This window comes from Nonomuraea sp. NPDC049655 (assembly GCF_044465465.1).
Classification (GTDB): domain Bacteria; phylum Actinomycetota; class Actinomycetes; order Streptosporangiales; family Streptosporangiaceae; genus Nonomuraea.
In genome coordinates this window covers 540,212-564,754 of sequence record NZ_JBITLS010000003.1, presented here as the reverse complement: position 1 = coordinate 564,754, position 24,543 = coordinate 540,212, and the positions used below count along the sequence as shown (strand labels likewise).

The 24,543-nt window shown below is 72.3% G+C and carries 24 protein-coding genes; 8 read left to right on the top strand and 16 right to left on the bottom strand.

Features of this window, described 5'->3' with window-relative positions:
• Positions 1–4: 4 nt before the first annotated feature.
• From ACIBQ6_RS12375 to ACIBQ6_RS12365, 3 genes are all read right to left on the bottom strand, one after another.
• Complete coding sequence (locus ACIBQ6_RS12375) at positions 5–1,771, bottom strand: SpoIIE family protein phosphatase (protein ID WP_358286974.1); 1,767 nt, start codon at positions 1,769–1,771, stop codon at positions 5–7.
• Positions 1,772–1,867: 96 nt separating this feature from the next.
• A complete protein-coding gene (locus ACIBQ6_RS12370; protein WP_397211635.1) occupies positions 1,868–2,962 on the bottom strand; it encodes a winged helix DNA-binding domain-containing protein in 1,095 nt (364 codons plus the stop codon).
• 33 nt (positions 2,963–2,995) lie between these two features.
• Entirely contained in the window at positions 2,996–3,409 is a 414-nt protein-coding gene (locus tag ACIBQ6_RS12365) for a VOC family protein (RefSeq protein ID WP_397211633.1), read from the bottom strand.
• Positions 3,410–3,528: 119 nt separating this feature from the next.
• Here ACIBQ6_RS12365 and ACIBQ6_RS12360 point away from each other — a divergent pair, with 119 nt between their 5' ends.
• The gene (locus tag ACIBQ6_RS12360) at positions 3,529–4,506 is read left to right on the top strand and encodes a helix-turn-helix transcriptional regulator (RefSeq protein ID WP_397211631.1); all 978 of its coding nucleotides are present in this window, start codon (positions 3,529–3,531) and stop codon (positions 4,504–4,506) included.
• 8 nt (positions 4,507–4,514) lie between these two features.
• Here ACIBQ6_RS12360 and ACIBQ6_RS12355 read toward each other — a convergent pair whose 3' ends face one another.
• The 3 genes from ACIBQ6_RS12355 to ACIBQ6_RS12345 form a co-directional block, all read right to left on the bottom strand.
• Complete coding sequence (locus tag ACIBQ6_RS12355; protein ID WP_358286966.1) at positions 4,515–5,420, bottom strand: RNA polymerase sigma-70 factor; 906 nt, start codon at positions 5,418–5,420, stop codon at positions 4,515–4,517.
• Between the two features lie 161 nt (positions 5,421–5,581).
• The gene (locus tag ACIBQ6_RS12350; RefSeq protein WP_397211628.1) at positions 5,582–6,325 is read right to left on the bottom strand and encodes an SDR family oxidoreductase; all 744 of its coding nucleotides are present in this window, start codon (positions 6,323–6,325) and stop codon (positions 5,582–5,584) included.
• Positions 6,326–6,542: 217 nt separating this feature from the next.
• Positions 6,543–7,139, bottom strand: a complete 597-nt coding sequence (locus tag ACIBQ6_RS12345; RefSeq protein ID WP_358286962.1) for a TetR/AcrR family transcriptional regulator — start codon at positions 7,137–7,139, stop codon at positions 6,543–6,545.
• Between the two features lie 543 nt (positions 7,140–7,682).
• Here ACIBQ6_RS12345 and ACIBQ6_RS12340 point away from each other — a divergent pair.
• A complete protein-coding gene (locus ACIBQ6_RS12340; RefSeq protein WP_397211626.1) occupies positions 7,683–8,261 on the top strand; it encodes a TIGR03086 family metal-binding protein in 579 nt (192 codons plus the stop codon).
• Between the two features lie 246 nt (positions 8,262–8,507).
• Here ACIBQ6_RS12340 and ACIBQ6_RS12335 read toward each other — a convergent pair whose 3' ends face one another.
• Positions 8,508–8,957 (bottom strand): GNAT family N-acetyltransferase, encoded by a 450-nt coding sequence (locus ACIBQ6_RS12335; RefSeq protein ID WP_397211624.1) that lies wholly within the window; start codon positions 8,955–8,957, stop codon positions 8,508–8,510.
• A gap of 1,149 nt (positions 8,958–10,106) precedes the next feature.
• Here ACIBQ6_RS12335 and ACIBQ6_RS12330 point away from each other — a divergent pair.
• On the top strand, positions 10,107–11,342 hold the full coding sequence (locus ACIBQ6_RS12330; protein WP_397211622.1) for a hypothetical protein: 1,236 nt from the start codon (positions 10,107–10,109) through the stop codon (positions 11,340–11,342).
• 261 nt (positions 11,343–11,603) lie between these two features.
• Here ACIBQ6_RS12330 and ACIBQ6_RS12325 read toward each other — a convergent pair whose 3' ends face one another.
• A complete protein-coding gene (locus tag ACIBQ6_RS12325) occupies positions 11,604–12,401 on the bottom strand; it encodes a maleylpyruvate isomerase family mycothiol-dependent enzyme (RefSeq protein ID WP_397211620.1) in 798 nt (265 codons plus the stop codon).
• 201 nt (positions 12,402–12,602) lie between these two features.
• Between ACIBQ6_RS12325 and ACIBQ6_RS12320 the strand changes: the two genes are divergently transcribed.
• Positions 12,603–12,893, top strand: a complete 291-nt coding sequence (locus ACIBQ6_RS12320; RefSeq protein ID WP_358286954.1) for a hypothetical protein — start codon at positions 12,603–12,605, stop codon at positions 12,891–12,893.
• A gap of 39 nt (positions 12,894–12,932) precedes the next feature.
• Here the strand turns inward: ACIBQ6_RS12320 and ACIBQ6_RS12315 are convergent, their stop codons facing one another.
• The 4 genes from ACIBQ6_RS12315 to ACIBQ6_RS12300 all read right to left on the bottom strand — a co-directional run bounded on the left by ACIBQ6_RS12315 (position 12,933) and on the right by ACIBQ6_RS12300 (position 16,680).
• Complete coding sequence (locus tag ACIBQ6_RS12315; RefSeq protein ID WP_397211618.1) at positions 12,933–13,055, bottom strand: hypothetical protein; 123 nt, start codon at positions 13,053–13,055, stop codon at positions 12,933–12,935.
• 56 nt (positions 13,056–13,111) lie between these two features.
• Complete coding sequence (locus ACIBQ6_RS12310; protein WP_397211616.1) at positions 13,112–13,924, bottom strand: hypothetical protein; 813 nt, start codon at positions 13,922–13,924, stop codon at positions 13,112–13,114.
• Between the two features lie 352 nt (positions 13,925–14,276).
• Positions 14,277–15,083 (bottom strand): DinB family protein, encoded by an 807-nt coding sequence (locus ACIBQ6_RS12305; RefSeq protein ID WP_397211614.1) that lies wholly within the window; start codon positions 15,081–15,083, stop codon positions 14,277–14,279.
• A gap of 394 nt (positions 15,084–15,477) precedes the next feature.
• Positions 15,478–16,680: a hypothetical protein gene (locus tag ACIBQ6_RS12300; protein WP_397211612.1), complete on the bottom strand. Its 1,203-nt coding sequence runs from the start codon at positions 16,678–16,680 to the stop codon at positions 15,478–15,480.
• A 279-nt stretch (positions 16,681–16,959) separates the two neighbouring features.
• Between ACIBQ6_RS12300 and ACIBQ6_RS12295 the strand changes: the two genes are divergently transcribed.
• Complete coding sequence (locus tag ACIBQ6_RS12295; protein WP_397211610.1) at positions 16,960–17,481, top strand: hypothetical protein; 522 nt, start codon at positions 16,960–16,962, stop codon at positions 17,479–17,481.
• A gap of 298 nt (positions 17,482–17,779) precedes the next feature.
• Here ACIBQ6_RS12295 and ACIBQ6_RS12290 read toward each other — a convergent pair whose 3' ends face one another.
• Both ACIBQ6_RS12290 and ACIBQ6_RS12285 read right to left on the bottom strand, forming a co-directional pair.
• Positions 17,780–18,142, bottom strand: a complete 363-nt coding sequence (locus ACIBQ6_RS12290; RefSeq protein WP_397211608.1) for a hypothetical protein — start codon at positions 18,140–18,142, stop codon at positions 17,780–17,782.
• Between the two features lie 196 nt (positions 18,143–18,338).
• Positions 18,339–19,472, bottom strand: a complete 1,134-nt coding sequence (locus ACIBQ6_RS12285) for an alpha/beta hydrolase family protein (RefSeq protein WP_397211606.1) — start codon at positions 19,470–19,472, stop codon at positions 18,339–18,341.
• Between the two features lie 110 nt (positions 19,473–19,582).
• Here ACIBQ6_RS12285 and ACIBQ6_RS12280 point away from each other — a divergent pair, with 110 nt between their 5' ends.
• Positions 19,583–20,725 carry a sensor histidine kinase gene (locus ACIBQ6_RS12280; protein ID WP_397211604.1) on the top strand — a complete coding sequence of 381 codons (1,143 nt, stop codon included), beginning with the start codon at positions 19,583–19,585 and terminating at the stop codon, positions 20,723–20,725.
• A complete protein-coding gene (locus tag ACIBQ6_RS12275; RefSeq protein WP_397211602.1) occupies positions 20,722–21,369 on the top strand; it encodes a response regulator in 648 nt (215 codons plus the stop codon). The genes ACIBQ6_RS12280 and ACIBQ6_RS12275 overlap by 4 nt, the downstream gene beginning before the upstream one ends.
• 77 nt (positions 21,370–21,446) lie before the next feature.
• On the opposite strand, the gene ACIBQ6_RS12270 is transcribed toward ACIBQ6_RS12275, so the two are convergent.
• Entirely contained in the window at positions 21,447–22,592 is a 1,146-nt protein-coding gene (locus ACIBQ6_RS12270) for an epoxide hydrolase family protein (protein WP_397211600.1), read from the bottom strand.
• Positions 22,593–22,644: 52 nt separating this feature from the next.
• Between ACIBQ6_RS12270 and ACIBQ6_RS12265 the strand changes: the two genes are divergently transcribed.
• Positions 22,645–23,610, top strand: a complete 966-nt coding sequence (locus tag ACIBQ6_RS12265; RefSeq protein WP_358286932.1) for a WYL domain-containing protein — start codon at positions 22,645–22,647, stop codon at positions 23,608–23,610.
• A gap of 5 nt (positions 23,611–23,615) precedes the next feature.
• Here the strand turns inward: ACIBQ6_RS12265 and ACIBQ6_RS12260 are convergent, their stop codons facing one another.
• On the bottom strand, positions 23,616–24,422 hold the full coding sequence (locus ACIBQ6_RS12260; RefSeq protein ID WP_397211598.1) for a prolyl oligopeptidase family serine peptidase: 807 nt from the start codon (positions 24,420–24,422) through the stop codon (positions 23,616–23,618).
• Between the last annotated feature and the right edge of the window lie 121 nt (positions 24,423–24,543).

Below are 24,543 nucleotides of genomic sequence, written 5' to 3'. Positions count from 1 at the left end.
GTCGTCAGATCGCGGGCAGGCCCCGGTCGCCGTTCAGCACGCCGCCGCGCAGGCCGTCCAGGGCCGTGACGCGCGGCGGCACGCGCAGCGTCAGCATGGCGACGTCGTCGTCGTTGTCCTCGGGCCGGACGCGTGCCAGCAGCATGTCGCCGAGCGCGTTCAGCGGCCGGTGGGTGTGGGAGGCGGCGTACCGGCTCAGGCGGGCCAGCCCCTCGTCCAGGGAATGCCTCGGGGACTCGATCAGCCCGTCGGTGTAGAGCACGAGGGTGGACCCCGGCGGCAGCTCCACGACGGCGTCGGCGCGCTCCCCCTGGATGCCGGTGCCCAGCAGCAGGCCCTGGCCCTCCTCCAGGAAGCGGGTACGGCCGTCGCGCTCGACCAGCAGCGGCGGCGGATGGCCCGCGTTGCTCCAGCGCAGCAGCCAGCGGCCGTCGTCGGTGTGCTCCAGCCGGGCCAGGACGACGGTGGCCATGGTGGCCTGCGCCATGCGCACCACCGCGCGGTCGAGCCGGTCGAGGATGGTGCTGGGCAGGTCCTGCTCGGCGCCGGCGTAGGCGCGCAGCATGTTGCAGACCTGGGCCATCCCGGCGGCGGCCTCCAGGTCGTGGCCGACCACGTCGCCGATCACCAGGGCGGTGGCGCCGTCGGGCATGGTGAAGGCGTCGTACCAGTCGCCGCCGACCTGCGATGCGCGGGGGGCGGGCACGTAGAGGGCGCTCATCTCCAGGCCGGGCACGGACGGCAGGCGCGGCAGCAGGTGGCGCTGCATGGTCTCGGCGACCCGGCGCTGCCGCTCGTACAGGCGGGCGTTGTCCAGGGCGAGCCCGGCGCGCCGGGCGATGTCCTCCACCAGCAGCAGGTCGGCGGTGGTGAACGCGCCGGGCCGCTCGGCGCGGCCGAGCGTCAGCGCCCCGACCACCTCGCGCACGCCGCGGATGGGCGCGATGCCCGCCGAGTGCATGCCGGTCCTGCGGAACAGCTCCTGCTGGAAGACCGCGATGCCGGAGTCGGGCGCGCCCTGGTAGGTCTCCGGCCCGGCCAGCGTCGCGGTGACCCCGCGCAACGCCCGCGACAGCGGCATCGGCGACTCCTCGGGGACCGCGGGCATCGGCCCCTCCAGGTCCTCGTGGTGCACCAGGACGCCGTCCTCGTGGTGGACGACGGCGGCCCGGCTCACGCCGCCGTGCTCGGTGAGCAGGTCCACCACCACCCAGTCCGCGAGCAGCGGCACCACCAGCCGGACGAGCTGGCGCAGCGTCTCGTCCACGTCGAGGCTGGCGGCGAGCGTCGTGGTGGTCTCGGCCAGCAGGGCCAGCCGGTCGAGCTCGGACATCGACGTCTCGTGCGCCGGCTCGGGGATCTGCGCGCCGGGCTCGTCGGCGTCGTGGAAGAGCACCAGCGCCCCGGTCCTGCCGTCGGCCAGCAGGCAGGGCGTGACCAGCCAGGAGGCCGGCAGCAGGGAGCCGTCGCCGCGCGCCAGCCATTCCCGCTCGCCCTGGGAGGTGCCGCCGGTGATGAGCGGGCGTCGCATCGCGCACCGGCTGCGCGGCAGCGTCTCGCCGCGCGGGCCGCGGTGGAGCAGGTCGTGGGCGTCGCCGCCGAGCAGTTCGGCGGCGGGGCGGCGGAGCAGCGCCTCGGTGCGCGGGGCGACCTCGACGATCCGGCCCCGGTCGTCCACGACGTACCCGCCGGCGTGGGTCAGGTCGCACAGCCCGCGGGGACGTCCGTCCTGCGGCCGGTGCGGCCCGGCGTCGTGCTCGGGCACGTTCATGGTGTCGGCTCCTCTCGTCCCCACCTCCTACCCGCCGGCCCGTCCGTCATCGACGCCTGCGGTCCTGACAGTATGGACGAGCTTATGGGGATGCGTTCAGCCGTCGAGGATCCGGGTGCGGTCGCCGGCCCCGTCGGAGAGGAACGACGCCAGGGCGCCTCCCTCCTCGCCGACGGCGGCGCGCTCGGCCGGGGACAGGCCGCGCAGCGGCGTGACGAGCACGGTGCCGTCCTCGACGGTCCAGGTGGCCGCGACCCGGCCGTCCACCAGGACCATCCGGGCGCCGGCGACCGACAGGCCGCGGTGTTCGCGGTCGATGATGCGGTCGCGGTCGTCGTAGCCGAGTATCGCGTTGTCGAACGCCGGCAGGAACCGCACGGGGGCGGGCGTGCCGGGGTCGGGGCGCGGCGCGCCGGGCAGGTCCAGCAGTTCGCGGCCGCGTTCGTCCCGGAAGGCGACCAGCTCGTCTCGTACCGCCGCCACGGCCTTGGGCAGGCCCGCCAGGCCGGACCAGGCGCGCAGGTCGGCCGTGGCGGCGGGGCCGTACGCCGCCAGGTAACGCCGTACGAGAGCCTGCCCCACGGGGTCGGAGCCGTCGGCGGACGGCGGGTCCACCTCCCGCCCCAGCCAGGACGACAACGGCAGGTTGCGCACGCCCGCCCGCGTCCGCCACAGCCCGCGCGGCGGGAGCTGCGCCATCGGGACCAGCGCGGCGACCAGCATCTCGCCCAGCGCCCGCGGCGCCGGTCCGGGCCAGCGATCGGCCACCGCCCGCGCGAGCTGCGACATCGAGCGCGGCTCGCCGTCGGCCAGCACCGCCCGTCCGGCCGCCGCGAGCTCGTCGAGGTCCACCCCGGCCAGCTCGCGGCGGTAGACCCCGAGCACCCGCTGGCGCAGCATCGCGTCGTGCCTGGATCGCCAGGTCAGGACGTCGGCGGCGGTGACCAGGTGGACGGTGCGCCGCATCAGGTGGGTCCGGACCACGTCCCGGCCGGTCAGCAGGTCCGACAGCGCGGCCGGGTCGAAGGCGCGCAGCCGTGACCAGAGCCCGGTGAAGGGCTCCTGCGGCTCCTGCGCCTGCAGGCCGCACAGGTGCCCGACGGCGTCGAGGACCGGCAGGCCGGCGCGGTCGAGCAGCAACTGGCGGGCGAGCGTGGCGCGGTTGAGCGCCCTGGTGCTCAGAACGGTCATCTTCTCTTCCCGCGCTCAGCCGTTTCCTCGCGCTCAGGACGCGCCGTGCTCGACGATCCAGGTCACCCCGAAGCGGTCGCGCACCATGCCGTGCAGCGGCACCCACTGCGCGGGCCCGAGCGGCCGCACGACGGTCGCGCCCGCGCCCAGCCCCTCCCAGTACGCGGTGGCCTCCTCGGCCGTGTCCGCGCCGAGCGAGACGAAGAACGCGTTCTCGCCCTGGTCCCAGGGCAGGTGGGCGGGCACGTCGTAGGCCATCAGGCGGAAGCCGCCGGGCGCGGCCACCTGGCCCCACATCACCCGGCCGGCGTCGGCGGGGTCCTGGACGTTCCCGGCGTCCGCGTAGGTCACGGTGGTGACGTCCCCGCCGAACACCGACCGGTAGAACGCGAGCGCGGCGGCGGCCTCGCCGCGGAAGTTCAGATGGATCACGACATTTACAGACATGGCAGGCTCCTCGCCGGTTCGGCTCATGGTCGCCGGGAACCGTCCGGCCCCGGTTGCGATGCCCATGCTGGCGCAGGAAGCGGTCAGGTTGTGGCCTCTTCTTGCGGCACCATGGAAACATGCAGAAGACCTCGGCACGCCTGCTGGCCCTGCTCTCGCTGCTCCAGATGCGCCGCGACTGGCCGGGGGCGCTGCTCGCCGAACGGCTGGAGGTCAGCCCGCGCACAGTGCGCCGCGACGTCGACCGTCTGCGCGACCTCGGCTACCCCATCGCGGCGATCAAGGGCCCCGACGGCGGCTACCGGCTCGACGCGGGCAGCGAGCTGCCGCCGTTGCTGTTCGACGACGAGCAGGCCGTCGCGCTGGCCATCGCGCTCCAGATCGCCGCCACCGCCGGGGCGGGCATCGAGGAGGCCGCGGCGCGGGCGCTCACCACCGTCCGGCAGGTCATGCCCGCACGGCTGCGCCACCGGATCGACACCCTCCAGGTGACCGCCGTCGAACGGGCGGGCGCACGGCCCGAGCCGCAGGTCGCGGGCGGGGTGCTCGTCGCACTCAGCGCCGCCGTCCATGCCCGTGAGGTGTTGCGCTTCGACTACCCGTCGGAGGCGGACGACGGCGGCGCGCTGCCGCCGCCCCGGCGGGTGGAGCCGCACCACCTCGTCACCTGGGGCGGCCGCTGGTATCTCGTCGCGTGGGACCTCGACCGCGCGGACTGGCGCACCTTCCGCGCCGACCGCATCCGGCCGCGCACGCCCACCGGGCCGCGCTTCACCCCGCGCGAGCTGCCCGGCGGCGGGGTGGCCGCCTTCGTCACCGCGCGCTTCCGCGGCTCGGACGAGGCGGGCGACTGGCCCTGCCGCGGCGAGGTGATCCTCGCGCTGCCCGCGGCGGTCGTGTCCCGTTACGTCCGGGACGGGCTCGTCGAGGAGGCGGGGCCGGACCGCTGCCGGATCGTCATGGGCTCGTGGTCGTGGCTGGGGCTGGCGGCCGCGCTCGGCAGGTTCGACGCCGACATCGAGGTCGTCGGCCCCGCCGAGCTCAGGGACGCCTTCGCCCAGCTGGCCCGCCGCTACACCGCCGCCTCCTCCTCCTGACCCCCGGCTCACTTCTCCGGGAGGCGGGCGACGTCGGAGACCGGGCCGAGATGGGCGAGCTTGTCCGGGTTGACCACCGAGTGGATCGCCTGGATCACGCCGTCGGCGACGTCCAGCTCGACCACGCCAGCCACGCGTCCCTCGGCGTCGTACATGACCGCGCCGGGGCGGCCGTTGACCCAGGCCGTCCGTACCGTGACGCCGAGCGCGCGGACCCGGCGCAGCCCCGCCACCAGCATCTTGACGACGCGGGGCGCCCCGGCCGCCGGTCTGGCCATCGCCTGGGCCTTGCCGCCGCCGTCCCCGTGCAGGACCACGTCGGGCGCGAGCATGCCGAGCAGCGCGTCCAGGTCGCCGCCGCCGGCCGCGTCGAAGAACCTGCGGGCCAGCTCCTCGCCCGCCGCCCGCCGCGCCTGGGTCGGCGCGTTGTCGCGGGACTGCCGTCCGGCGGCGACGCGCTGCCTGGCGCGGGCGAGGATCTGCCGGCAGTTCACCTCGGTCTTGCCGGTGATCCGCGCGACGTCCTGGTAGCCGTACCCGAACACCTCGCGCAGCATGAGCACCGCCCGTTCCACCGGCGACAGGGACTCCAGCAGCACGAGGAACGCCATCGACAACGAGTCGGCCAGCTCGGCGTGCTCGGCCGGCCCCGGCTCGCCGGGGTGCGCCACGACCGGCTCGGGCAACCACTCGCCCACGTACGTCTCCCGTCGCACCCGCGCCGAGCGCAGGTGGTCGATGCCCAGCCGCGTCACCGCGGTCGTCAGGTACGCCTTCGGCTCGGTGATCGCGGTGCCCGCGTTGCGCGCCCTGGTCAGGCCCAGGAACGCGTCCTGCACGATGTCCTCGGCGTCGCCCACGGAACCGGTCATCCCGTAGGCGATGGAGAACAGCAGCGGCCGGTATCCGGTCACGTCCGGCTCCTCCGCCAGGGGGGCGGTCGCGTCGGCTCCTGTACCGCGGCTCATCTGCTCGGCCTTCCCGTCCGGAGGTGCTTGTGTACGACCCGCAGCAGGGTAGCCGTGCGGCTGGACCTCCTCGTGACCAGGCGGGCCGGTCCGGTGGCGCACCGAGGTCACCACGCGATCGGGCCGAGGCGGTCGACGAAGACGCCGGTCGGGCCGTCGGGGCCCAGGGTCGCGAGCCGGACGATCGAGTCCGTGCCCTCGGTGACCGTCAGCAGGCCGGTGTGACGGTTCATGTCGGTGGCGGCGAACTTGTGGTTGGCGGTCTCGCCGGGGGTGGCGACGTTGAACTTGATGTGCGGGAGCGCCTGGGCGTACCGGACGGTGATCATGTTCAGGGCCGCCTTGGAGGAGCTGTAGGCGAGCTCGTGCATCTTCGAGACCGGCTGGTCCGGATCGGTGACGACGGCGAAGGAGCCGCCGCCGCTGGACACCATCACCACCCGCGGGTGCTCGGCGGCCTGGAGCAGCGGCAGGAAGGCGTGGGTGACCCGGACCGGGCCGTAGACGTTGGTGTCGTAGACCGCGTGGATCTCCCCGGCGGTGGCCTCCGCGGGCGGGACGGCGTTCCCCGGCGCGCCGGCGTTGTTGACCAGCACGTCCAGGTGGCCGGTGTGCTCGCGGACGAGCCGCGCGGCCTCGTTCACGGACGCGTCGGAGGTCACGTCCAGGGGGATCATGATCACGTCGATGCCGTCCTCGGCCAGCCGGGCGGCGGCGGCCTGCCCGCGGGCCTCGTCGCGGGAGCCGAGGAAGATCGTCCAGCCGAGTGCGCCGAGGCGCCGGGCGGCTTCGAGGCCGAGCCCCTTGTTGGCGCCGGTGATCAGTGCGGTGGTGCGTTCCGTGTTCGTCATGCGCTCTAAGACGGAACCCCCTCCGTGGCTGTGACAGCTTGTGAGCGACGTCACAACGGGGCGGTTCCGAGCTGGGGTACAGCCTGGCTTCGGTCGACGACCGTCACCGACTCCCGTGCCGGGTTCGCCGGTGGGGGCTTCCGAAGAGCATCGGTGGCCCTTCTCCGGTCGCGTCGCCCCGGCCGCTGAAGTCGCCGGGTGCTGGGATGGCACCTCGTCATGCCGCGAGGGCGGCCACCACCTTGTCCGCGAGCCGCTGCAGGCGGGCCGGGTCGGCGGGGGCCTGGCGGACGGTGGTGCTCCAGTAGAGGGGGCCCGCCAGCAGGTCCAGGCCGAGTTCGAAGTCAGTGTCGGGCGCGAGTTCTCCGCGCTCCACGGCCCGCCGCAGGACGCTGACCGCCTTCTCGCGCCGAGCTCCACCGACCCTGTCGCGCAGGGAGTCGGCGATGTTGGGATGGTGGATGCCCGCAGCGAACAGGTCGGGCAGAATTCGCGACACCAGTGGATGCCGGAGCGCCCCGTCGACCGCGGTCAGGAAGGCCAGGACGTCGCCGCGCAGGGTTCCGGTGTCGGGGGTGTCGGTTGCGGCGATGGAGACTTGGGTGATCAGGTCGATGGTCACGGCTTCCTTGGACGGCCAGCGCCGGTAGATGGCGGCCTTGCCCGAGCCGGCCCGCCGGGCCACGGCCTCCAGCGACAACCTTCCGTAGCCGACCTCGGCGAGCTCTTCCAAGAAGGCGGTGCGGATCGCGTCGGTGACGGCGCCCTGAAGCACGGGCCCGCCGGGCGGGCGAGCTGCTGGCGATCGACTCATGCCGCCGAGCATACCCGAGACGGAACGGTTGCGTCTCGGGTCGGGCCAGGGCTATGGTGCGAACATGACGAGACGGTCCCGTTCCGTCTCGTTCAGTGAGGGGAGTCCGCCGTGAAGTTCCTCTTCGAGTCCCTTCGTACGGCGTGCGTCGCCCCCCACGGCGGGCCCGACCTGGGCAAGGTGATCGGAACCGCACGGGCCATCCCGGACGAGGAGCAACGGGGAGTCCGGGCCCGCGCTGCGGGACTTCCCGGTCGACCAGCGGGGCTCCTGTCGGCGTTCGCGCCGGCGTTCGTCCTGCCCACGGTGGCACGCGCCGTTCCTGCTCCTGGTCGCCTTCCTGCCGTTCCCGACCGCGGTGATCAGCGCATCGATCACCAACCCGAGGGCGCGGACCCTGTTCGCCGCTACGGCGGACCCCGCCGTCCGCCTCCGCACTCGCCCGCCCGATTCCAAGCCGGGGCAACCCGTGAACCTCAGCGGTGAACCCGGGCCGGACCTGATCAATCCCCAAGCGCGATGAGTACCGAAATGAGCAACCAGATGACCAACACCATCGGCCGGATCGACCAGGCCGTCCACATGACCGCGACCATCGTCAAGGCCATCACCGACGAGCAGCTCACCGCCCCCACACCCTGCCCGGGATGGGACGTGCGTACCGAGCTCAACCACCTGGTCGGCGGCATGCGCATCTTCGCCGCCGAGCTCACCGGCACCGACCCCGGCGGCGAGCACGAGGATGACTGGCTGGGCACCGACCCGCAGGGCGCTTTTCTCGGAGCCGCCCGGCTCGATCTCGCGGCCTGGCACCGCGAAGGTGCCCTGAAGACGACCGTGCGGCTGGGATTCGGGGAAGTGCCCGGGCCGATGGCCGCACTCATCCATCTGACCGAGGTCCTGGTGCACGGCGTCGACCTGGCGATCGCCACCGACCAGGAAACGCTGGTGGACGAGCAGGCCTGCGACGACTTGCTCGCCACCATGCGCGGCATGGACTTCGATGCCTTCCGCCGCCCCGGAATGTTCGGCCTCGAACTTCATCAGCCCGCAGGCGCACCCGCCCACCGGCGGCTGCTGGCCTTCCTTGGCCGCGACCTCGCCCCGCATCGGGCCAAGTGACGTGCAGGCCACCGTGACCAGAACCCCGGCCAGGTGAGGCGTGGCCGGCCTTCAAGTCCGGCCGCTCGGGTCGGAGGTGAGGTAGTTCTGCGTAATCGAGGGCGCTTCGAGCTCGACCTGACCCGCCACCTGGGCTGGAGGTCGTCGCCGGTCCGCCACAGTGACCGGCGCGGCGAGGGCGGACCGGCTGGTCGGTGAAGCTCCGCCCGGATCACGAGCGGCGGTTTCTTCAGCCTCTGCGGCTGCTCATGTGGCGATCATCGAGAAGACGGCCAGGTCATGAGCCTCGCACCCGTCCCGCTCCGCGACCCGCACCGTGCCCTCCCGCTGGTATCCGGCCTTCTCGGCAACCCGCAGGGAAGCGGCGTTGTCGATCCGGGAGCGCAGCTGAACACGCCGTATCCCACCGTTGACGAGCGCCCACCGTCCAACCGCGCGCGCGGCCTCGGTCGCGTAGCCGCGGCCGCGCTGACCAGTGTGAATTCCGTAACCGATCTCGGCACAGCCGGCCTCCCAGTCTGTGTCGCGCAGCCCGATACTGCCGACGATCTCGCCGGTGGTCTGCTCCACGATCGCCAGGTGTACGCCCTCGCCGTCCAGCCGTCGCCGGCGCACGGTGTCGGTCAGCCACCCGTGCACGTCGGCGACCATCTGTGGAGAGCCGGGCGGCAGGGCCGTTCGATCCCCGGAGGCCACGAATGCCGCACAGGCACGGCATCCTGCGGCCCGAACTCACGAATCACCAACCCATTGGAGATGATCTTCACTGGAGGAAACACGATGGGCAGTTTAAGTCCCTCACCTGGTGCGAAATGTGCCGGATGGCCCCCGGGGCGGCTCGCGAGCGGCGGCAGATGTTCCGTCCTCCCGCCGGCCCCTGTGCGTTGGAGCGGAATCCGGCATTGACGACGTTCGGAGGCCCGCGCGGCCAGGGGTTCACTGACCTGGAAGAACCCAGCTGACGTCGGATTCCGCTCCAAATCTCTCTGCCCCGGTCCCCTTGACGCCTTCGTCGCAGCCGTCTCGCGACGTCGGCCCCCGTGGGCAGCGGGCCAGGTGGCTACGAAGTCGAGGTGCCCGACGATTCGACCGAGCCGGGATTTGATCGTCAGGCGCGCTCACCTCGAAGCTCCGCCCTGTCTCCGTGATCGCCCCGGGCGACGGCGCGAACGGCGCCATGATCCCGGGGCCCTCACGATGTGCGGCGCCGTGCCGCTCCTTGACGGCGGGCAATTCGACGGCGGGCGCCACCCGCACGACAGGGACGAACAGCCACCGCCGCGGCCGCAGGCGGGCGGCCGCGCCGGGCGCACGCGCGGCCGCGGCGGGCGCGTCCCGGCACCGCAACGGACGGTCACCGTGTGCGGGCTCATGGCGGTGTTCGCGCTGCCCCGTCGGTCAGCCCTGCGCACCGCGTGGCGCGACGTGGCGCTGAGCCTGACGAGAGTGGCGCGAATCGTACGAGCTCGTCATCGTCCTGTGAGTGTGCGCGCGGGAACGTGGAGCTGGTGGTCACGTCCGGCATGGTGGCCGACGCGCCGGCACGGCGGCGGACACGAACGAACTGTCGGTGCGGCACGGCATTGTGGTGAGCGGCGGAGACGCGAAGAGGGCGACACGCCGGAGACGTTTCATGTCCGTCCGGTGGGCCGGAGGCGGCGCGGCCGGGGGCTGTGCTCAGTGGCGGACGTCCGGCCGTTCACCAGGGCAGGGCGCTGACCTGCGGTGGCGAGGGCTTACCTCGCGCGCATGGCACTGCGATGGCGACTTCGTCGTGACCTCGCATGCGCATGGTCAATTTCTGGAATCGAATTTCCAGAAACTAGAAAATGTTAGGGTGTCGCCGTGACTGCGGAGGTCGGCGTGGTGACGCCTTGCAAGCATTGTGGAGCTCCCATCGAGCAGCGGCCGGGGCGCGGGCGGCCGAAGTCGTACTGTCCGGAGAAGGGGTGCCAGGCGGCGGCCAAGCGGGAGCGCGAGCTGCGGCGGGCCACCCCCGGGCTGGAAGGCGCGCTGGCCAGGGCCGAGCAGTTGTACGACCGGATGGAGACCGGGCTTCTCGCGGCCATCGAGCCGCTGGCCAAGGCCCTGTCCGACGAGCTGAGCCCGGCCGGGGTCGAGGCCAAGCTGAGCGCCGTCCAGGCAGAGGCGCACACCCGCGTGGCGATCGCCCGCACCGAACGGGAGCAGGCCTTCGAGCAGGTACGCCTGGCCCGGGAGGCCACCGAGCACGCGCGCCGGCAGACCGCCGAGATGCGAGCCCGGCTGGAGGAGGCCGAGAACGAGCGTGAGACGGCGCTGCAGGACGCCGAACGCGCCCGCGAGCAGGCCCTGGCCGCGTTGCGCGAGGCGGCCAGCACCGAACGGCAGGCGTTGCAGACCGCCGAGAAGGCGGTCCGGCGGGCCGAGCAGGCCGAACGGCGGGTGAAGGAGGCGTCGCGCCAGGCGGAGCTGACCGAGCAGACCCGGGATCAGGTCGTCCAGGAGCTGGCCGAGCAGGCGGAGGCGGCCGAGGAGCGGGCCGAGGAGGCGCGGGCGCAGGCCGTACAGGCCGGACTGGAGGCGGACCGGGCGCGGGAGGAGAGAGATCGCGCCCGGGAGGAGGCGGCGGCGGCCGGGCGGGCGCGCGAGCTGGCGGGGCGGGCGATGATCGCGGCCACCGCCAGGGAGGAGGCGGCCGCGCAGGAGCGGGAGCGAGCCGTTGAGCGGGCCGAACGTGCCGAACGGGCGGCCGCAGAGGCCGAGCGGGACCGGGCGGTCGCGCAGCGGGAGGCCGCCCAGGCCGCGACCGAGGTGGGTGACCTGGCCCGGAAGCTGGCGTCGGCCGAGGAGGACGCCGCCGCGGCGCTGGCCAAGGAGCGCAGACAACACGCCCGGGAGAAGGTACGGGCCGCGGCGGCGGTCAAGGAACGCGACCAGCTGCTGGGGGAGTTGCGGCTGGAGCGCATGCGCCTGGCGGACGTAAGGGCCGAACTGGACGCCGCACGCGCCGAGGCCGCCCTGCTACGCGAACGAGCGGTCGCCGCCGAACTCACCCAACGAGCCCTCGGCCCCGAACCACAGGCGACACAGGCCGACTGACCGCGGGCGACACCGGGCAACGAACTTGCGGGCAGCGCGGACGCGGGGCATCAACCAGAAACACCCGCCCGGCCGCAGACAACCAGAACCACATGCCGCATCGCGCATCACCTGCACCGCAGACTGCCCGAACCGCACTCCGGACCGCACCTCGGACCGCGGGCTGCGCGACTCGGACCTCGTAGCTCGCGGGCGGCGAAGGCGATCAGGTCGCCGCGGTAGTCATGGCGCCAAAGATCAGGTCCGATCCTCCCCGGAGGCCTACTCCTCCGGCTCCCAGGCGCGGAGCAGGTCGAGCAGCCCTGCGTCTCCGTCAACGTGCAAGGAGCCGGCCTGGATACGGTCGTACAGGTAGAGGACCAACTCGCTGGCCGTGCCGTGGACGGAGGCGCCGGCTGCGTCCCAGTCCTCGCCGGGCGCGGCAGTGGGCGACGGGATGCGGGTGGAGCGTGCGCCGTCGCCGTCGACCGTGAGGCGCCAGGAGCGGCCCTCGGCGGCGTGGAAGTCGAAGGCTGTGGGCTTGTGCGGCCAGGCGCTGGGCGTCGCGACGCAGGTGAACAGGAACTCCTCGACACCGTCGAGGGCGACCTCGGCCGGCACCGGCTGCGGGGCGCCCGCGGCCAACTGGGCGTCGTACGTGTGCACGGCGCTCTCCTGAACCCGGTGCCGGGCGACTCCGCCGGAGGTCCGTGGCGTCTGCAGGGCACTCCACCACGCCCAGCAGCCGGCGTCCGGGCCCGCCTCCCGCAGCACGCCCAGCAGAAGTTGCGTGGACTCCTCCAGCCAGGACAGCAGGGCCTCGCGCTCCCGCGGCACCTCCAGCGCGGCGCGCGCGGCGGCGGCCTCGGCCGGGGGAGCGTCGGCAGGCCCCGCGCCGACGATGGCGGCCCAGAAACGGTCTCCCCCGCCCAGGTGCTTCACCAGATCGAACAGCTTCCACCCGGGGCAGGTCGGCACCGGTGCGTCGAGACTAGGCGCGGCGGCGACCGTGGCGCGGAAGGCGGTCGACCGTTCATCGATCAGTCGCAGCAGGTCAGGGAACTCCAGGTTCTTTTCCACGCCGGATGTCTATCACCGTCGATCCCGGGACCGGTAGCGGGGCGGTTCGGTCAATGCGCACGAGGTCGCGGCGGAAGTGGTCAAGCGGCCGGGGCTGTGCACTGAGCATGCGGTCACCGATCGCGAAGACTGCTTGAAGGCCCGCCAGGCATGTTCGGCAAGTGATGGGAAGGCCCGGAGGCGCCGGGGCATGCTGGAGGCATGAAGGATGATCAGGTGGCCGCCGCTGTCCGTGTGCTGATCAATCGGTACGACCCCGAAGGTCTGTTGGGCATGGGGGCTCCCGAGGACGAGTACGACCCTGAAGTGCGTGATCTGACCGCTCTGGTGCGCGGTGAGGAAGAGGTCACCGCCGAGGCTGTGGGCGCGGTCTGGAACCGATGGTTCAACGAGGTCTCCGAGTGGAGCACCCGGAAACCTGAGCAGGTCCATGAGGTTGCGGCCGCGCTGGAGAGGCTTCGTGGCCGGCAGCAGCGCTCGAATCTGCCCTGATCACAGGGCTCGCGATCGCCGGCTCGGGCGAACGGGTCGTCATTCAGGTGGTAGCCCGAGCGTCGCCGGTTTCTCCCAGGCCGTCAGCTGCCTGGCGCTGAGGTCCAGCCTGATGACGACCTCGGTGAGGGCTCTGGCAAGAGTGCGATCGAGCGGAGTCATGACGGGGGCTCCTGGGCGCTGCATTCGGGCCGTGCGCGCGGGGGCTTCGGCGGCCCTCACTGCGGCTGAACGGCGACCGATTCGGCGGAGAGCGTGACCTCGACGGTGATGTGCGGATTGTCCGGCTGCGGGAGCTGAAGACCACGCTTGAACTCCTCGGCATCGTCCGGCATCACCTTCGGCTGGATTGTGACCTTGACCTGGCCGGTCTCCTCATCTGGGCGCGCCGTCATCGTGGCCACCTCAGGACGGGACCGGAGCCAGGAGACGACCGTGTCCTGGGCCTGCCGGAGCTCCGAGGCCGAGAATCCCTTGCCGCCGATCAGGGTGACCTCCATGGGAAGAGTCCTGGCCAGCTCGATGGCGCGAGCCGGGATGGGGCCCTTGAAGCCGACGCGCAGCCCCCGCTGGCCGTCGACGTAGCTGACGCCGGAGATCTCGTCAGGGAACTCCGCATGAAGTTTGTCGATCACCTGGCTGTTGGACGACTGTGAGCCGAAGCGGTCGAGGGCCTCCTCGTAGGAGATGCCCTCCGATCTGGCGACGGCCCCGAGGTCGACCAGTTCGGCGTAGGGGATGCCGTCGATGACCACGTCCGGCTCGGTCACGGCAGGGTCGTAACCCTCGAAGTCCGTCGGCCTGGGCGAGGAGGTGGCGGCCACCCGGGTCGCGTACCGCTTGACGACCTCTTCCAGGGGGCGGCCCGACGACGCCGCCTCCCGCTTGAGCCGCTCCAGGGTGGGCCGATGCGCCTTGGGCTGATCGGCCCGCGGCAACACGATCGTCTCGGTCCCGGCCGCAGAAGGCACCGGGCCGGCACCGGACGGGCCGCAGGCGCACAACGACGCGAGCAGCGCGATGACGGTCAACCGCGATCTCTTCATACCAAAAGGACGCCCCGCCGGCCTGGAGGGTTCATCCAGACACCCCATCCAGTACGGCGAGTCCAGTACGGCGAGGCCCGTTCATCGGCCCGGATGCCCGTGCCGGACGCTGCGGATGGCCGCCACGCCGTACCGGTTCGGCTGCCCCGGCCACCGAACGGAGTGGCTGTGAGCGGCATCGTCCTCGGCTGAGGACGTCTGTCGATGGCGCCGGGTCGGGACGGACCCGGGCGACGAGGACGCCTTCCCCGAGATCGGGTGAGGGCCTGGTGGGGGGCGGGGGTGAACCGTGGCCCCGCCAAGGGCGCGGCCACGGTGGCGCGATGCGGGTTGAGTCCTAATCGGTTCGGGCCGTCCTGGCGGCCTGCTCGATCTTCGCGCAGTAGGCTGCACGGGCTTCCTCGTCGATCTGCTCCTCGTACTCGGCGCGCGACCCGGTCCGGCCGTCGAGGCCCTCGCGCAGGATGTCGGCGTGCCCGGCATGCCGGGTGGACTCGCCGAGGACGTGGACCATGATGGCGAACAGGTTCATGTGCCAGGCCGGCGTTGACTCCGGCCACCACGGCACGTGGCCGGGGGCGTCGAGGGGCAGCTCGTTGATCGTCGCGTCCGAGTGTTCCCACGTGCGCCGGTAGAACCCGATGATCTGATCGCGAGTCTCGTCCTCGGTCGCCCACAGATCGCTGCCGTTGGAGTCCTGCCATCGGGGCAGCGGTTCCGGGGAAGGGCGGTCGAAGACCTCGCCGAAGTACCTGGCCTCGACGGTGGCCAGGTGTTTGACCAGGCCAAGGAGGTTGGTCCCGGTCACTGTCAGAGGTCGGCGGGTGTCGTATTCGGACAGCCCGTCGAGTTTCCAGAGCAGCGCCTTGCGGTCCCGTCGCAGTCTCTCGTGCAGGTTGTCTTTCGCGAAATCGTCAATCATGAGTCTCGATCCTGTCAGGCTGCGTCGGTGGTACCCGTACTGGCGTAGGACGTGGCCAACGACGACTGGCGTACCTTCCGGGCCGACCGGATCGAGCAGCCGCTCGGGCCGCCGGGGACGCGCTTCACGCCGCGCCTGCCGTCCGAGGAGGACATGGCCGCCCACGTCTCGCACGCCATCAGCTCGGCTCCGTACGCCGACCAGGCCCGCGTGCTCTTCCATGCCCCGCTGGACGCGGTGGCGAAGCGTGCGTCGCCCGGCGCTGGACGGCTGGAGGCGTGGACGCGCGTACCTGCCTCTTCACGGCCGGCTCGAACTCGCTGCGAGAGCGTTCACGGAGCCGGAGGCGTTCGACATGGTCCGCGCTCTGGACGAGACGGCGGGCTGCCCCTCCCCCTCTCTGATCATCCCGTCCCGTTCCGGCATCGGGGCGGGACGGTAGCGCATCTCTTCAGGTTCCGTGTGCCGTCCGTGCGGCGTGCGCGCGGAACCTGCCGGAAGGAACCACCCCGCATGACCAGCACCAACCGTGCCTTCGTGCATGTCGTCCACCTCGACTGGGAATCGCTCAGCACCGCCGAGCCCGTGATCCTGGTGGGCCCCCGACGAGGCCGTGTCAGGCAGTCCGCTTGAACCCGAAGGCATGGAGCTTGTGCCAGATCAGCGCGTAGTCATCAGTGCTGACCGCCAGCGGTGCCGCGGGCAGATTGTCGCCGAGTACCTTGCCCGTCCTGTCGTCCAAGGCCAGGTAGAGAGGCTCGGCTCCCTGCTCTTGCTTGACCTTGAGGTAGGCGATTCCACCGAAGGCCGACTCGACCGACGCCTCACGCTGGTTTTCCACAGTGGGGACGAGGAGCTTGCCAGTCCTGGAATCGATCAGCGTCAGTGGCTCGTCGCACAGCACTGCATCGCTGTCGGCGTCGAAGGCGGACGTCGCGCATCGCACCCCCACCGAGTTCGAAACCTCGAACCCGCCCACCCGCTCACCCGACATCAGGTCGTAGAGCGAGTGAGTGGAGGACATCCCGTCCGACTGCCAGGTGAGCAGAAAGTCGCCGACGATGGTTCGGGCCTGCACATCTCGCGGTAGCCGCCAGGCCAAGCTCCCGCCCTTGGAAAGGTCAAAGCCATGAACGACCGCCGCCTCCTCGTCCAGGAGCATCCCCTTCGGCCAGTACACCGCCTTGTCCTTGATGACGCCGAGCAAGGAGTTTTCTTCCTCGGCGCCGATCGGCAGGGCGACGGCCTGTTGGCCTGCGAGGGTGGACAGTTTGGACACGTTGCTGAGACCGGCTCCGTCCGCCTCGCCTTGGGCGGCGTAGCCACCGATGAAGAAGGTGCCCTGTCTGCCGTCGCCGTCCTCTGGCGAGCGCCAGACCTCCGAGCCTGTCTCGTCGATCACCAGGTCGGACACCTGGCTGGACTCGGCGGTCAGCCCCGATGCGGCCAGTTGCCGCCGATGCCGTACCACTGCCACCGGTTTGCCGTGATCAGTGTCCGCGCGCAGGGTCGCGTCCTCGTCTTCGATCGGAATGCTCTTGAGCTCTCTGCCCGTGGCGGCATCGATCACCTGGAGGGCGAAGATGTCGGCGGCCCGCCCAAGTACGGCGAAGGACTTGCCGACGGCGACGGCGTCACGGATGGAGCCGAGGGGCAGCGTCCACGCCTGCTCCGTCGCGAGTCCCGGCAGAGCGGGGCCCTCGTAGGCGCGTCCTGCAGGCGCGGTTGTGGCCGCAGTTGGCGCGGGCCCTCCAGGTGTCGCTGTCGAGCACGAGCAGAGCAACAGGACGATCAGTGAAGCCAGTAACCGACTGGGCATTCATGGAACGTATGTCCAAGATCACCCCCTGTCAACGCTGTCAAAGTCGGCCTCCCCGAAGGCCGATCATTTTGTCAAGGGGTGATCCACCAGTCTCAGGAGCGGACAGCGGACGGTCCTCAACACCCCGAATAAGGCCGCGCCGCAGGACTGGATGTGCGAGCCCGAGATGCTCGACAAGACCGGCCTCACCGTGGCCGAGCACCAGCGGCGCACCGTCGCCGACTTCCTGCGCCTGGTCGAGCGGGGCCGCAGTTCGGCGACACCGACTGTCCGGTCATGCCCGTCATCCAGGGCTGGACGGTGGACGACTACCTCGCCTGCGTCGCCCTGTACGAGGAGCACGGCGTCCGCCTGGCAGCGGACTACGAGATCGTCGGCGTCGGCTCCGTCTGCCGCCGGCAGGCCAGCACGGAGATCGGCGACATCTTCCGCACGCTCGCCCAGCTCGACCTGCCGCTGCACGGGTTCGGCGTCAACCTCGCCGGCCTGCGCCGGTACGGCCGCTACCTGGTGACGGCCGACAGCATGGCCTGGTCGTTCGCGGGCCGCCGCACTCCTACCCGGTGCGGCTCCACCCGTCACAAGAGCGAGGCCAACTGCCTGACGTTCGCGCTTGCATGGTGGGATCGTGTCGAAGCGGTCGCGGCCGACGCCAAGCGCGAGATCGGCCAGCCCGACCAGCTCGACCTGTTCCCCACCCCGGCCCGCGCCGCCCAGCGCGCCCCCAAGCTCGTTCAGCAGCTCCGGCCCACGCGGGCCGCCGAGGACGACCAGCTCGACCTGTTCGCGGCGGCATGACCTGATCGGCGGACGCAGACGCTAGCCCGCCCGGCCGTGTTCCCTGCCCTGCACACCGGCACGGGGCAGAGCAGGGGGCACGGTGGCCAACAAGCGGACGTGGACAATCGGCGGAGTCACCTACACCGCCAGCCTGGAGGAGAAGGCCCGCAGGCTGCGCAACGCCTTCGACCCCGACCAGCCGCGCGACCGGAAAGGCCGCTGGCGCGCGTACGGCTGTCGAACGGCGCCGAGGGCACCGTGGCCAGAACCCGCGAGGACGGCGCACTCCTGGTCCGGCTCGACTCTGGCAGCCAGGTCAACGCGCATGCGTGCCGCCGTCACACCGGCGCTGCGCCTGATCGTCGCCCTGGACGCGATCCACGCCGCTCACCCACAGGCCATCCGCCAGCTCACCCTCGACGGCATCGACCTGCCCAACCGGCGCATCATCCTCGACAGCATCGCCCGCCCTCTCGACGAGCTGACCCACGAAGCCCTGCGCGACCACCTCGCCGAGCGCCGCCAGCTCTGGCCGCACATCGCCAACCCGCACGCCCTGATCTCCCGGCTCACCGCCACCGGAGTCGAGCCCGTCAGCACCTATTACCTCAAGCAATACCTGCTCCTCCGGCACCAGGTCCGGCTCGAACCGGGCGATAGCCGACAACCTGCCGTGCACGAGCGGGGCTTCGTGTCGCGGGACCTGACGCCGAACACCGTCACCGTCGGGCCGGACGGCTCCTGCCGGTTGATCGATCTGGAGACAGCCGCTGTCCCCGGCGCTCTCATCCCCCCGCACCGCGCACTGCCGGGACAGTGCCTCGGCCGTGGATCGCCTGGGCCGCGCTTCGCCGGAAGCGGAGCTCCGGCTGTGGTTACCAGAAGCGCACCTCGGGCCAGTCCGGTGACGGCCTGTCCAGGGCGGGGGCGGGCTTGTGCTTGAGGTGCAGGTCCAAGAAGGCGGTGACGTACCTGCGGGTGATCGCGATGGCGCGTTCGCCGTCGATCGGGGTCTTGGGCAGGCCGAGTTGCGGCTGGAGCACCGCGTAGTCGATGAAGCTCATGTGCTCGGCCCCCGTCACGGTCAGCCACCGCTTCCCGTCGCCGGTCACGTGCGGCCAGAACGTGTCCCACGAGCCGTCGGGGCCGCCGGATCTCGGCTGGTGCCGGGGGTTGCCGATCATCATGAAGGGCTTGTCCAGCGGCTGGGCGGGGGTCTTCGGGTTGTAGGTGCCGTCGAGGTTGACCACCGCCTTGATCCGCCGGGAGACGGGCAGCAGGTGCGCGGCGCTCTGGCCGCCGACCGAGTGTCCGACCATCGCGATGCGCCGCTCGTCGATCAGCGCGTTCCAGCGCCTGCTCCGGTCCAGTTCGTCGAGGACGAACTCGGTGTCGGCGGCCCTGACCCGGGCCACCTTCTCGCCTGTCTCGGGGGTCTGTCCGGCCTTGCCGGCCTCGAAGGTGACGGTGCGGCCGTCGGGGAAGGTGGTGGCGACCGACTCGTAGGTGTGCTCGATGGCCGCCACCAGGTAGCCGTGGGTGGCGAACTCCTCGGCCAGCGAGGTCATCGTCGCGCGGGGCAGCGTCATGCCGGGTGACAGGACCACCAGGGGCCATCCGCCCTTCCGCCTGACCGCGGGGGCGCCGGCGCGGGCGTGTGTCCTGGTCCTGGCGAGCGTGTCGGACGGGAGGTCCTTGAGCTGCGGCACGCCCTTGAGGACCAGTTCCGACTCCTTCGGCGTGAGGTACGGCGCCGGCCTGCTCGTCCCCTTGCGGGCCGGGTACCAGAGGGAGACCATCAGCTCGCGGGCGTCGCGGCCGGTCACCCAGGGGTCGGGGCGGCTGCGGTCCACCAGGTGCAGGTCCACCTTGCCGATCGGGTACGGGCCGGTCGGCGCGGGCAGCGCGGTCACGGGCGCGGTGGTCACGGCTTCAGCAGCCGCGGCTTGGGCGGGGTACGGAGTGGTGGCGGCGAGCGCGAGGGCACTCGCGACAAGGATCTTGTTCATGCGCTCCACCGTGCCGCGCACCCCCGCCGAACCGTCCCCGGCGAAAGTCACAGGCCATGTGCGACTTTCGTAGGGGATGGGTGGCCTGCCGGGACTTGTAGCCTCTGGCCATGATTGACCGGACATCGACGATCGCCGAACGGGTCACGCCGTGGGCGCTCGGCACGACGGTTCTCCTGCTGTCCATGGCCTCGGTGACCGGTTCGGCAGGGGTGCGGTCCGCGCTGCCCCTGCCGGTGCTCGTGGCGGTGGCGGCATGCTGCGGGCTGGCCGCGGCGCTCGGGCGGCGGTGGTTGTGGCCGCTCGTCGCGGTGGGCGCGGTGGCCCACCTCTGGCTGGTGATGTGGCCCGCCGCGGTGGTGGCCTCCTACTACGCGGGCACGCGGTTCCGCCGCCGTCGCGACCTGTGGCTCTACGTCGCCGGCGCGGTCGTGCTGTTCGCGCTCGCGGGGCTGGTGTCGTCCTGGAACGAGGGGTATCGCGCGCTGGTCGCGGGCACTGCCGTCAACGTGCTGCTGATGGGCGGCGCGATGCTCGGGCTGCCGCTGGTCGCCGGCCTGTGGGTGGGCGCGCGGCGGCAGGTGCTCGACGCGATGCGCGAGCAGTCCGAGCAGTTGCTGCGCGAGCAGGTGCTCCGCGCCGACCAGGCGCGCGACCAGGAGCGGGCGCGCATCGCGCGGGAGATGCACGACGTGGTCGCCCACCGGGTGTCCCTGATGGTGCTGCACGCCGGAGCGCTGGAGGTCAACGCCCCCGACGCCCGTACGGCCGAGGCCGCCGCGCTCATCGGCGGCGTGGGCAGGGAGGCGCTGACGAACCTGCGGGAGGTGCTGGGCGTGCTGCGCTCAGCAGATCCGGGACGCGGCCCGCAGCCCACGCTGGCCGACCTCGACCGCCTGCTCGACCAGTCCCGGGCCCTGGGCATCGTGGTCAACCGCCACGACGAGGGACGCCCCCGCCCGCTGCCGCCCACCGCGGAGCGCACCGCCTACCGGGTGGTCCAGGAGGCGCTGACCAACGTGCACAAACACGCGGGCGACGCCGAGACCGACGTCTACGTCCGGTACCGGCCGGCCGAGCTGGAGGTGCTGGTCCGGAACCGGTCCTGCGCGGTGGCGGAGGGCGACCTGCCCGGCTCGGGCTGGGGCCTGGTGGGGCTGCGCGAACGCGTCGAGCTGGCCGGCGGCAGGCTGGAGGCCGGTCCCCGGGACGAGGGCGGCTTCCAGGTGCTGGCCGGGATCCCCGCCGCATGATCCGCGTCCTGGTCGTCGATGACGAGGCGCTGGTCAGGTCGGGGTTGCGGATGATCCTGGAGGCGGCGGGCGAGATCGTGGTCGTCGGCGAGGCGGCCGACGGCGACGGAGCCGTGACCGCGGTGGCCCGGCTCAGGCCCGAGGTGGTCCTGATGGACGTGCGCATGCCCGGCGCCGACGGCCTGACTGCCGCCGCCCGCGTCCTGGCCGCCCCCGACGCACCCAAGTTGATCATGCTCACCACGTTCGACCTGGACGAGTACGTCCACGAGGCGCTCCGGCTCGGCGCGGTGGGCTTCCTGCTCAAGGACACCCCGCCGCGCGACCTGGCCGCCGCCGTCCGGACGGTCGCGGCGGGCCAGGCCATGTTGTCCCCCACCGTCACCAAGCGGCTGATCGGCTCGTTCGTGGACCGGGCGCCCTCCCGTGCCGAGTCGGCGCGCAGGCGGCTCGCGGCGCTGACGGCCAGGGAGGAGGACGTGATCAGGGCCGTGGCCCGCGGCCTGTCGAACGCCGAGATCGGCCGGGAGCTCAGGCTGACGGAGGCCACGGTGAAGGCGCACGTCAGCCGGGTGCTGAGCAAGCTGGCCCTGGCCAACCGGGTGCAGGCCGCCATCCTCGTGCACGACGCCGACCTGGGCTGACCGTCCCGCACGACGCCGACCCGAGCTGACCGTCGGCGGCGCGCCCCGGCCCCGGCAGTCGGCGGCGAGCCGAGGAGTCAGCGCAGGGGGCGGAAGAAGGTCCTGACGTCCTCGACGAACAGGTCGGGGGCCTCCATGGCGGCGAAGTGGCCGCCGCGGTCGAACTCCGACCAGTGCACGACGTTGTGCTCGCGCTCGGCGATCCGGCGCACCCCGGCGTCCCCGGGGAAGACGGCGACGCCGTGCGGCAGCCCGGAGTACTCGGCCACCGCGCCCCAGCCCTTCTGCCCCTCCTTGTAGAGGCGGGCCGAGGAGGCGGCGGTCCCGGTGAACCAGTAGACGCTCACGTCGGTGAGCAACTGGTCAAGGTCCACCGCGTCCTCGGGCAGCTCGCGGGCGGGGTCGGTCCACTCCTTGAACTTCTCCGCGATCCACGCCAGTTGCCCGGCGGGGGAGTCGTGCAGCCCGAACGCGAGGGTCTGCGGCCGGGTCGCCTGGATGATCGCGTAACCGGCCCGGTCCTGGTCCTGGTACTGGCCCAGGCGGGCGAGCTCGGCGGGGGTGAGCTCGCGCAGCTCGGCCGGGTCGCCGCTGGGAAACCCGAGCGCGCCGTTGACGTGCACGCCGACGACGTTGCCTGGCGCGGCGCGGCCGAGCATCGGCGAGATCACCGAGCCGCTGTCACCGCCCTCCGCGCCGTACCGGGGGTAGCCGAGGCGGTTCATCAGCTCGGCCCACGCCCGCGCGACCCGCTCCAGGTCCCAGCCGGGCTCGGTGGTGGGGCCCGAGAAGCCGAAGCCGGGGATCGAGGGGGCGACGACGTGGAAGGCGTCGGCCGGGTCGCCGCCGTGGGCCGCCGGGTCGGTGAGCGGGCCGATGACGTTCATGAACTCGGCGACCGAGCCCGGCCAGCCGTGCGTGACGATCAGCGGCAGCGCGCCGGGCTCGGGGGAGCGGACGTGCAGGAAGTGCACGTTCTGCCCGTCGATGAGGGTGGTGAACTGCTCGAAGGCGTTCAGCCGCCGCTCGGCGTCCCGCCAGTCGAACGAGGTGCGCCAGTACTCGGCCAGCTCCTTCGCGTAGCCCACCGGGACGCCGTAGGACCAGCCGACGCCGGGCAGCTCGTCCGGCCAGCGCGTCGCCGCCAGCCGGGCGCGCAGGTCGTCCAGCTGGGCCTGCGGGATGTCGATGCGGAACGGGTGGATGCGCGGGTCGTCGTTCATGTTCATGACCATAGGCGGGGGTTAGGACAGTTCCGGTCCTAGGATGGACGGCATGCTGGAGACGTCGGCGCGATTGTTGCGCCTGTTGTCGCTGTTGCAGACCCCCAGGGACTGGTCGGGCGCAGAGCTGGCCGAACGGCTCGGCGTCTCGCCCCGCACGGTCCGCCGCGACGTCGACCGGCTGCGCGAGCTCGGCTACGTCGTCGACGCCACCCCGGGCACGGCCGGATACCGGCTCGGCGCCGGGGCCGGGCTCCCGCCGCTGCTGCTCGACGACGAGGAGGCGGTCGCGGTCGCCATCGGGCTCGGCACGGCGGCGGTCTCCGGCGTGACCGGCATCCAGGAGACCTCGGTCCGGGCCCTGGCCAAGCTCGAACAGGTGCTGCCGGCCCGGCTCCGGCACCGCGTCGGCGACCTGCGTTCGGTCACGGTCCCGCTGGCGGGGGCGGCGGAGGCGGTGGACCCGGCCGCGCTCACGGCGATCGCCGCGGCGGTCCGCCGCCGGGAGAGCCTGCGGTTCGACTACCGCTCCCACGACGGCGTCGGGGATCGCCGTGCCGCGGAGCCGTACCGGCTGGTCAACTCGGGTCGCCGCTGGTACCTGGTGGCCTGGGACACCGGCCGGGCGGACTGGCGCACGTTCCGCGTCGACCGGCTGCGGCTGCACACCCCGAACGGCCCGCGTTTCACGCCCCGCGAGCCGCCCGCCGCCGACCTCGTCCGTTACGTCTCCGAGCGGATCTCCGTAGACCCCTACCGCTACCAGGGGCGGTTCACGGTGCGGGCGCCGGCGGACGTCGTCGCCGCCCGGATGCCGCCGACCATGGCGGTGGTCGAGCCGGCCGGCGACGGCTCCTGCGTCCTGTCCGCCGGGTCGCACTCGCTGGACGAGCTGGCGATGTGGGTCGCGCAGCTCGGCGTGCCGTTCGAGGTGCACGAGCCGCCCGAGCTCGTCCGGCACGTCCGCGCCCTCGCCGCCCGTCTCCTCGAAGCCGTCCCCGATGCCGATCCGGCGTGACGCGGCTACGGCTGCCCGCCGGGCTGGGCGAGCCAGGCCAGGCACCGGCGGGTCAGTTCCGGGTCGCGGGCCGCGTCCAGGTGACCCGTTCCCGGGTGCACGGTCACCCTGATCCGGCCGGCGTGCCGCGGGTAGACGTGCTCGATCGTCTCGCGGAAGCGCAAGGCGCCCTGGGGCGGCACATGGCTGTCGTCGGCGCCGCACTCGAAGGCGATGGCCGGGCCGTGGGCGTAGGCGCCGATGTTGGTGAGCGGGTTCAGGCGGTCGAACCACCACTGGGCATGGCGGCCCGCGTGCCCCTGCGGCAGGAGGCGGCCCGGGTCGTCCAGCGCGCACATGCCCGGACGGGTCCAGTCGGCGGTGGCCGCGACGGCCGCCACCCTGCGTACCCGGTGGTCGAGTCCGGCCAGCGCCACCGCGCAGTCGCCGCCCATCGACACCCCGCCCGCGACCGCGCCGGGTCCCGCGCCGAGCTCCGCGGCCGCCCAGTCCAGGACCCGGACGCACTCCACCGCCGTACGGCCCAGCAGCGGCCACATCTCCTGGCGGAAGTCGCCCAGGACGCGCTCGGTCAGCTGCGCGGCGCTCTCGCCGCCGCGCCGGCCGTGCCGCCACGGGTCTAGGCTCACGGCGATCATGCCTAGTTCGGCCAGCTCGCGCATGGCGGGCAGGCAGGCTTGCGTGCTGCCGCCCAGGTGCGGGAGCCACAACGCCACGTTGGCTCCGCCCGCGCCGGCCGGCGGCTCGATCCATGCCACGGGGACGTCGTCCACCCACCCGTGACGCACGCCCTCGCTCTCCTCAGTGCTCATCACGACCTCCTCCGGCTCGAAAGTGCCAGATTCCCCGTTCGGCGCGACGTAGTCGGGGCCGGGGTGGCGCGGCCGGCGGTCGCCATGCCACACTCACTGTTATAGAACTCTTGTCAGAGTT

Coding starts and splice junctions, on each gene's coding strand:
- ACIBQ6_RS12270 (WP_397211600.1), bottom strand. CDS start 22,592: ATGAACGACGACCCGCGCATCCACCCGTTCCGCATCGACATCCCGCAG.
- ACIBQ6_RS12350 (WP_397211628.1), bottom strand. CDS start 6,325: ATGACGAACACGGAACGCACCACCGCACTGATCACCGGCGCCAACAAG.
- ACIBQ6_RS12320 (WP_358286954.1), top strand. CDS start 12,603: ATGAAGGATGATCAGGTGGCCGCCGCTGTCCGTGTGCTGATCAATCGG.
- ACIBQ6_RS12265 (WP_358286932.1), top strand. CDS start 22,645: ATGCTGGAGACGTCGGCGCGATTGTTGCGCCTGTTGTCGCTGTTGCAG.
- ACIBQ6_RS12275 (WP_397211602.1), top strand. CDS start 20,722: ATGATCCGCGTCCTGGTCGTCGATGACGAGGCGCTGGTCAGGTCGGGG.
- ACIBQ6_RS12360 (WP_397211631.1), top strand. CDS start 3,529: ATGCAGAAGACCTCGGCACGCCTGCTGGCCCTGCTCTCGCTGCTCCAG.
- ACIBQ6_RS12345 (WP_358286962.1), bottom strand. CDS start 7,139: ATGAGTCGATCGCCAGCAGCTCGCCCGCCCGGCGGGCCCGTGCTTCAG.
- ACIBQ6_RS12260 (WP_397211598.1), bottom strand. CDS start 24,422: ATGAGCACTGAGGAGAGCGAGGGCGTGCGTCACGGGTGGGTGGACGAC.
- ACIBQ6_RS12280 (WP_397211604.1), top strand. CDS start 19,583: ATGATTGACCGGACATCGACGATCGCCGAACGGGTCACGCCGTGGGCG.
- ACIBQ6_RS12300 (WP_397211612.1), bottom strand. CDS start 16,680: ATGCCCAGTCGGTTACTGGCTTCACTGATCGTCCTGTTGCTCTGCTCG.
- ACIBQ6_RS12315 (WP_397211618.1), bottom strand. CDS start 13,055: ATGACTCCGCTCGATCGCACTCTTGCCAGAGCCCTCACCGAGGTCGTC.
- ACIBQ6_RS12340 (WP_397211626.1), top strand. CDS start 7,683: ATGACCAACACCATCGGCCGGATCGACCAGGCCGTCCACATGACCGCG.
- ACIBQ6_RS12295 (WP_397211610.1), top strand. CDS start 16,960: ATGCCCGTCATCCAGGGCTGGACGGTGGACGACTACCTCGCCTGCGTC.
- ACIBQ6_RS12375 (WP_358286974.1), bottom strand. CDS start 1,771: ATGAACGTGCCCGAGCACGACGCCGGGCCGCACCGGCCGCAGGACGGA.
- ACIBQ6_RS12285 (WP_397211606.1), bottom strand. CDS start 19,472: ATGAACAAGATCCTTGTCGCGAGTGCCCTCGCGCTCGCCGCCACCACT.
- ACIBQ6_RS12370 (WP_397211635.1), bottom strand. CDS start 2,962: ATGACCGTTCTGAGCACCAGGGCGCTCAACCGCGCCACGCTCGCCCGC.
- ACIBQ6_RS12305 (WP_397211614.1), bottom strand. CDS start 15,083: ATGGAAGAGCACGCGGGCCTGGTCGGCGTACGGAGCCGAGCTGATGGC.
- ACIBQ6_RS12365 (WP_397211633.1), bottom strand. CDS start 3,409: ATGTCTGTAAATGTCGTGATCCATCTGAACTTCCGCGGCGAGGCCGCC.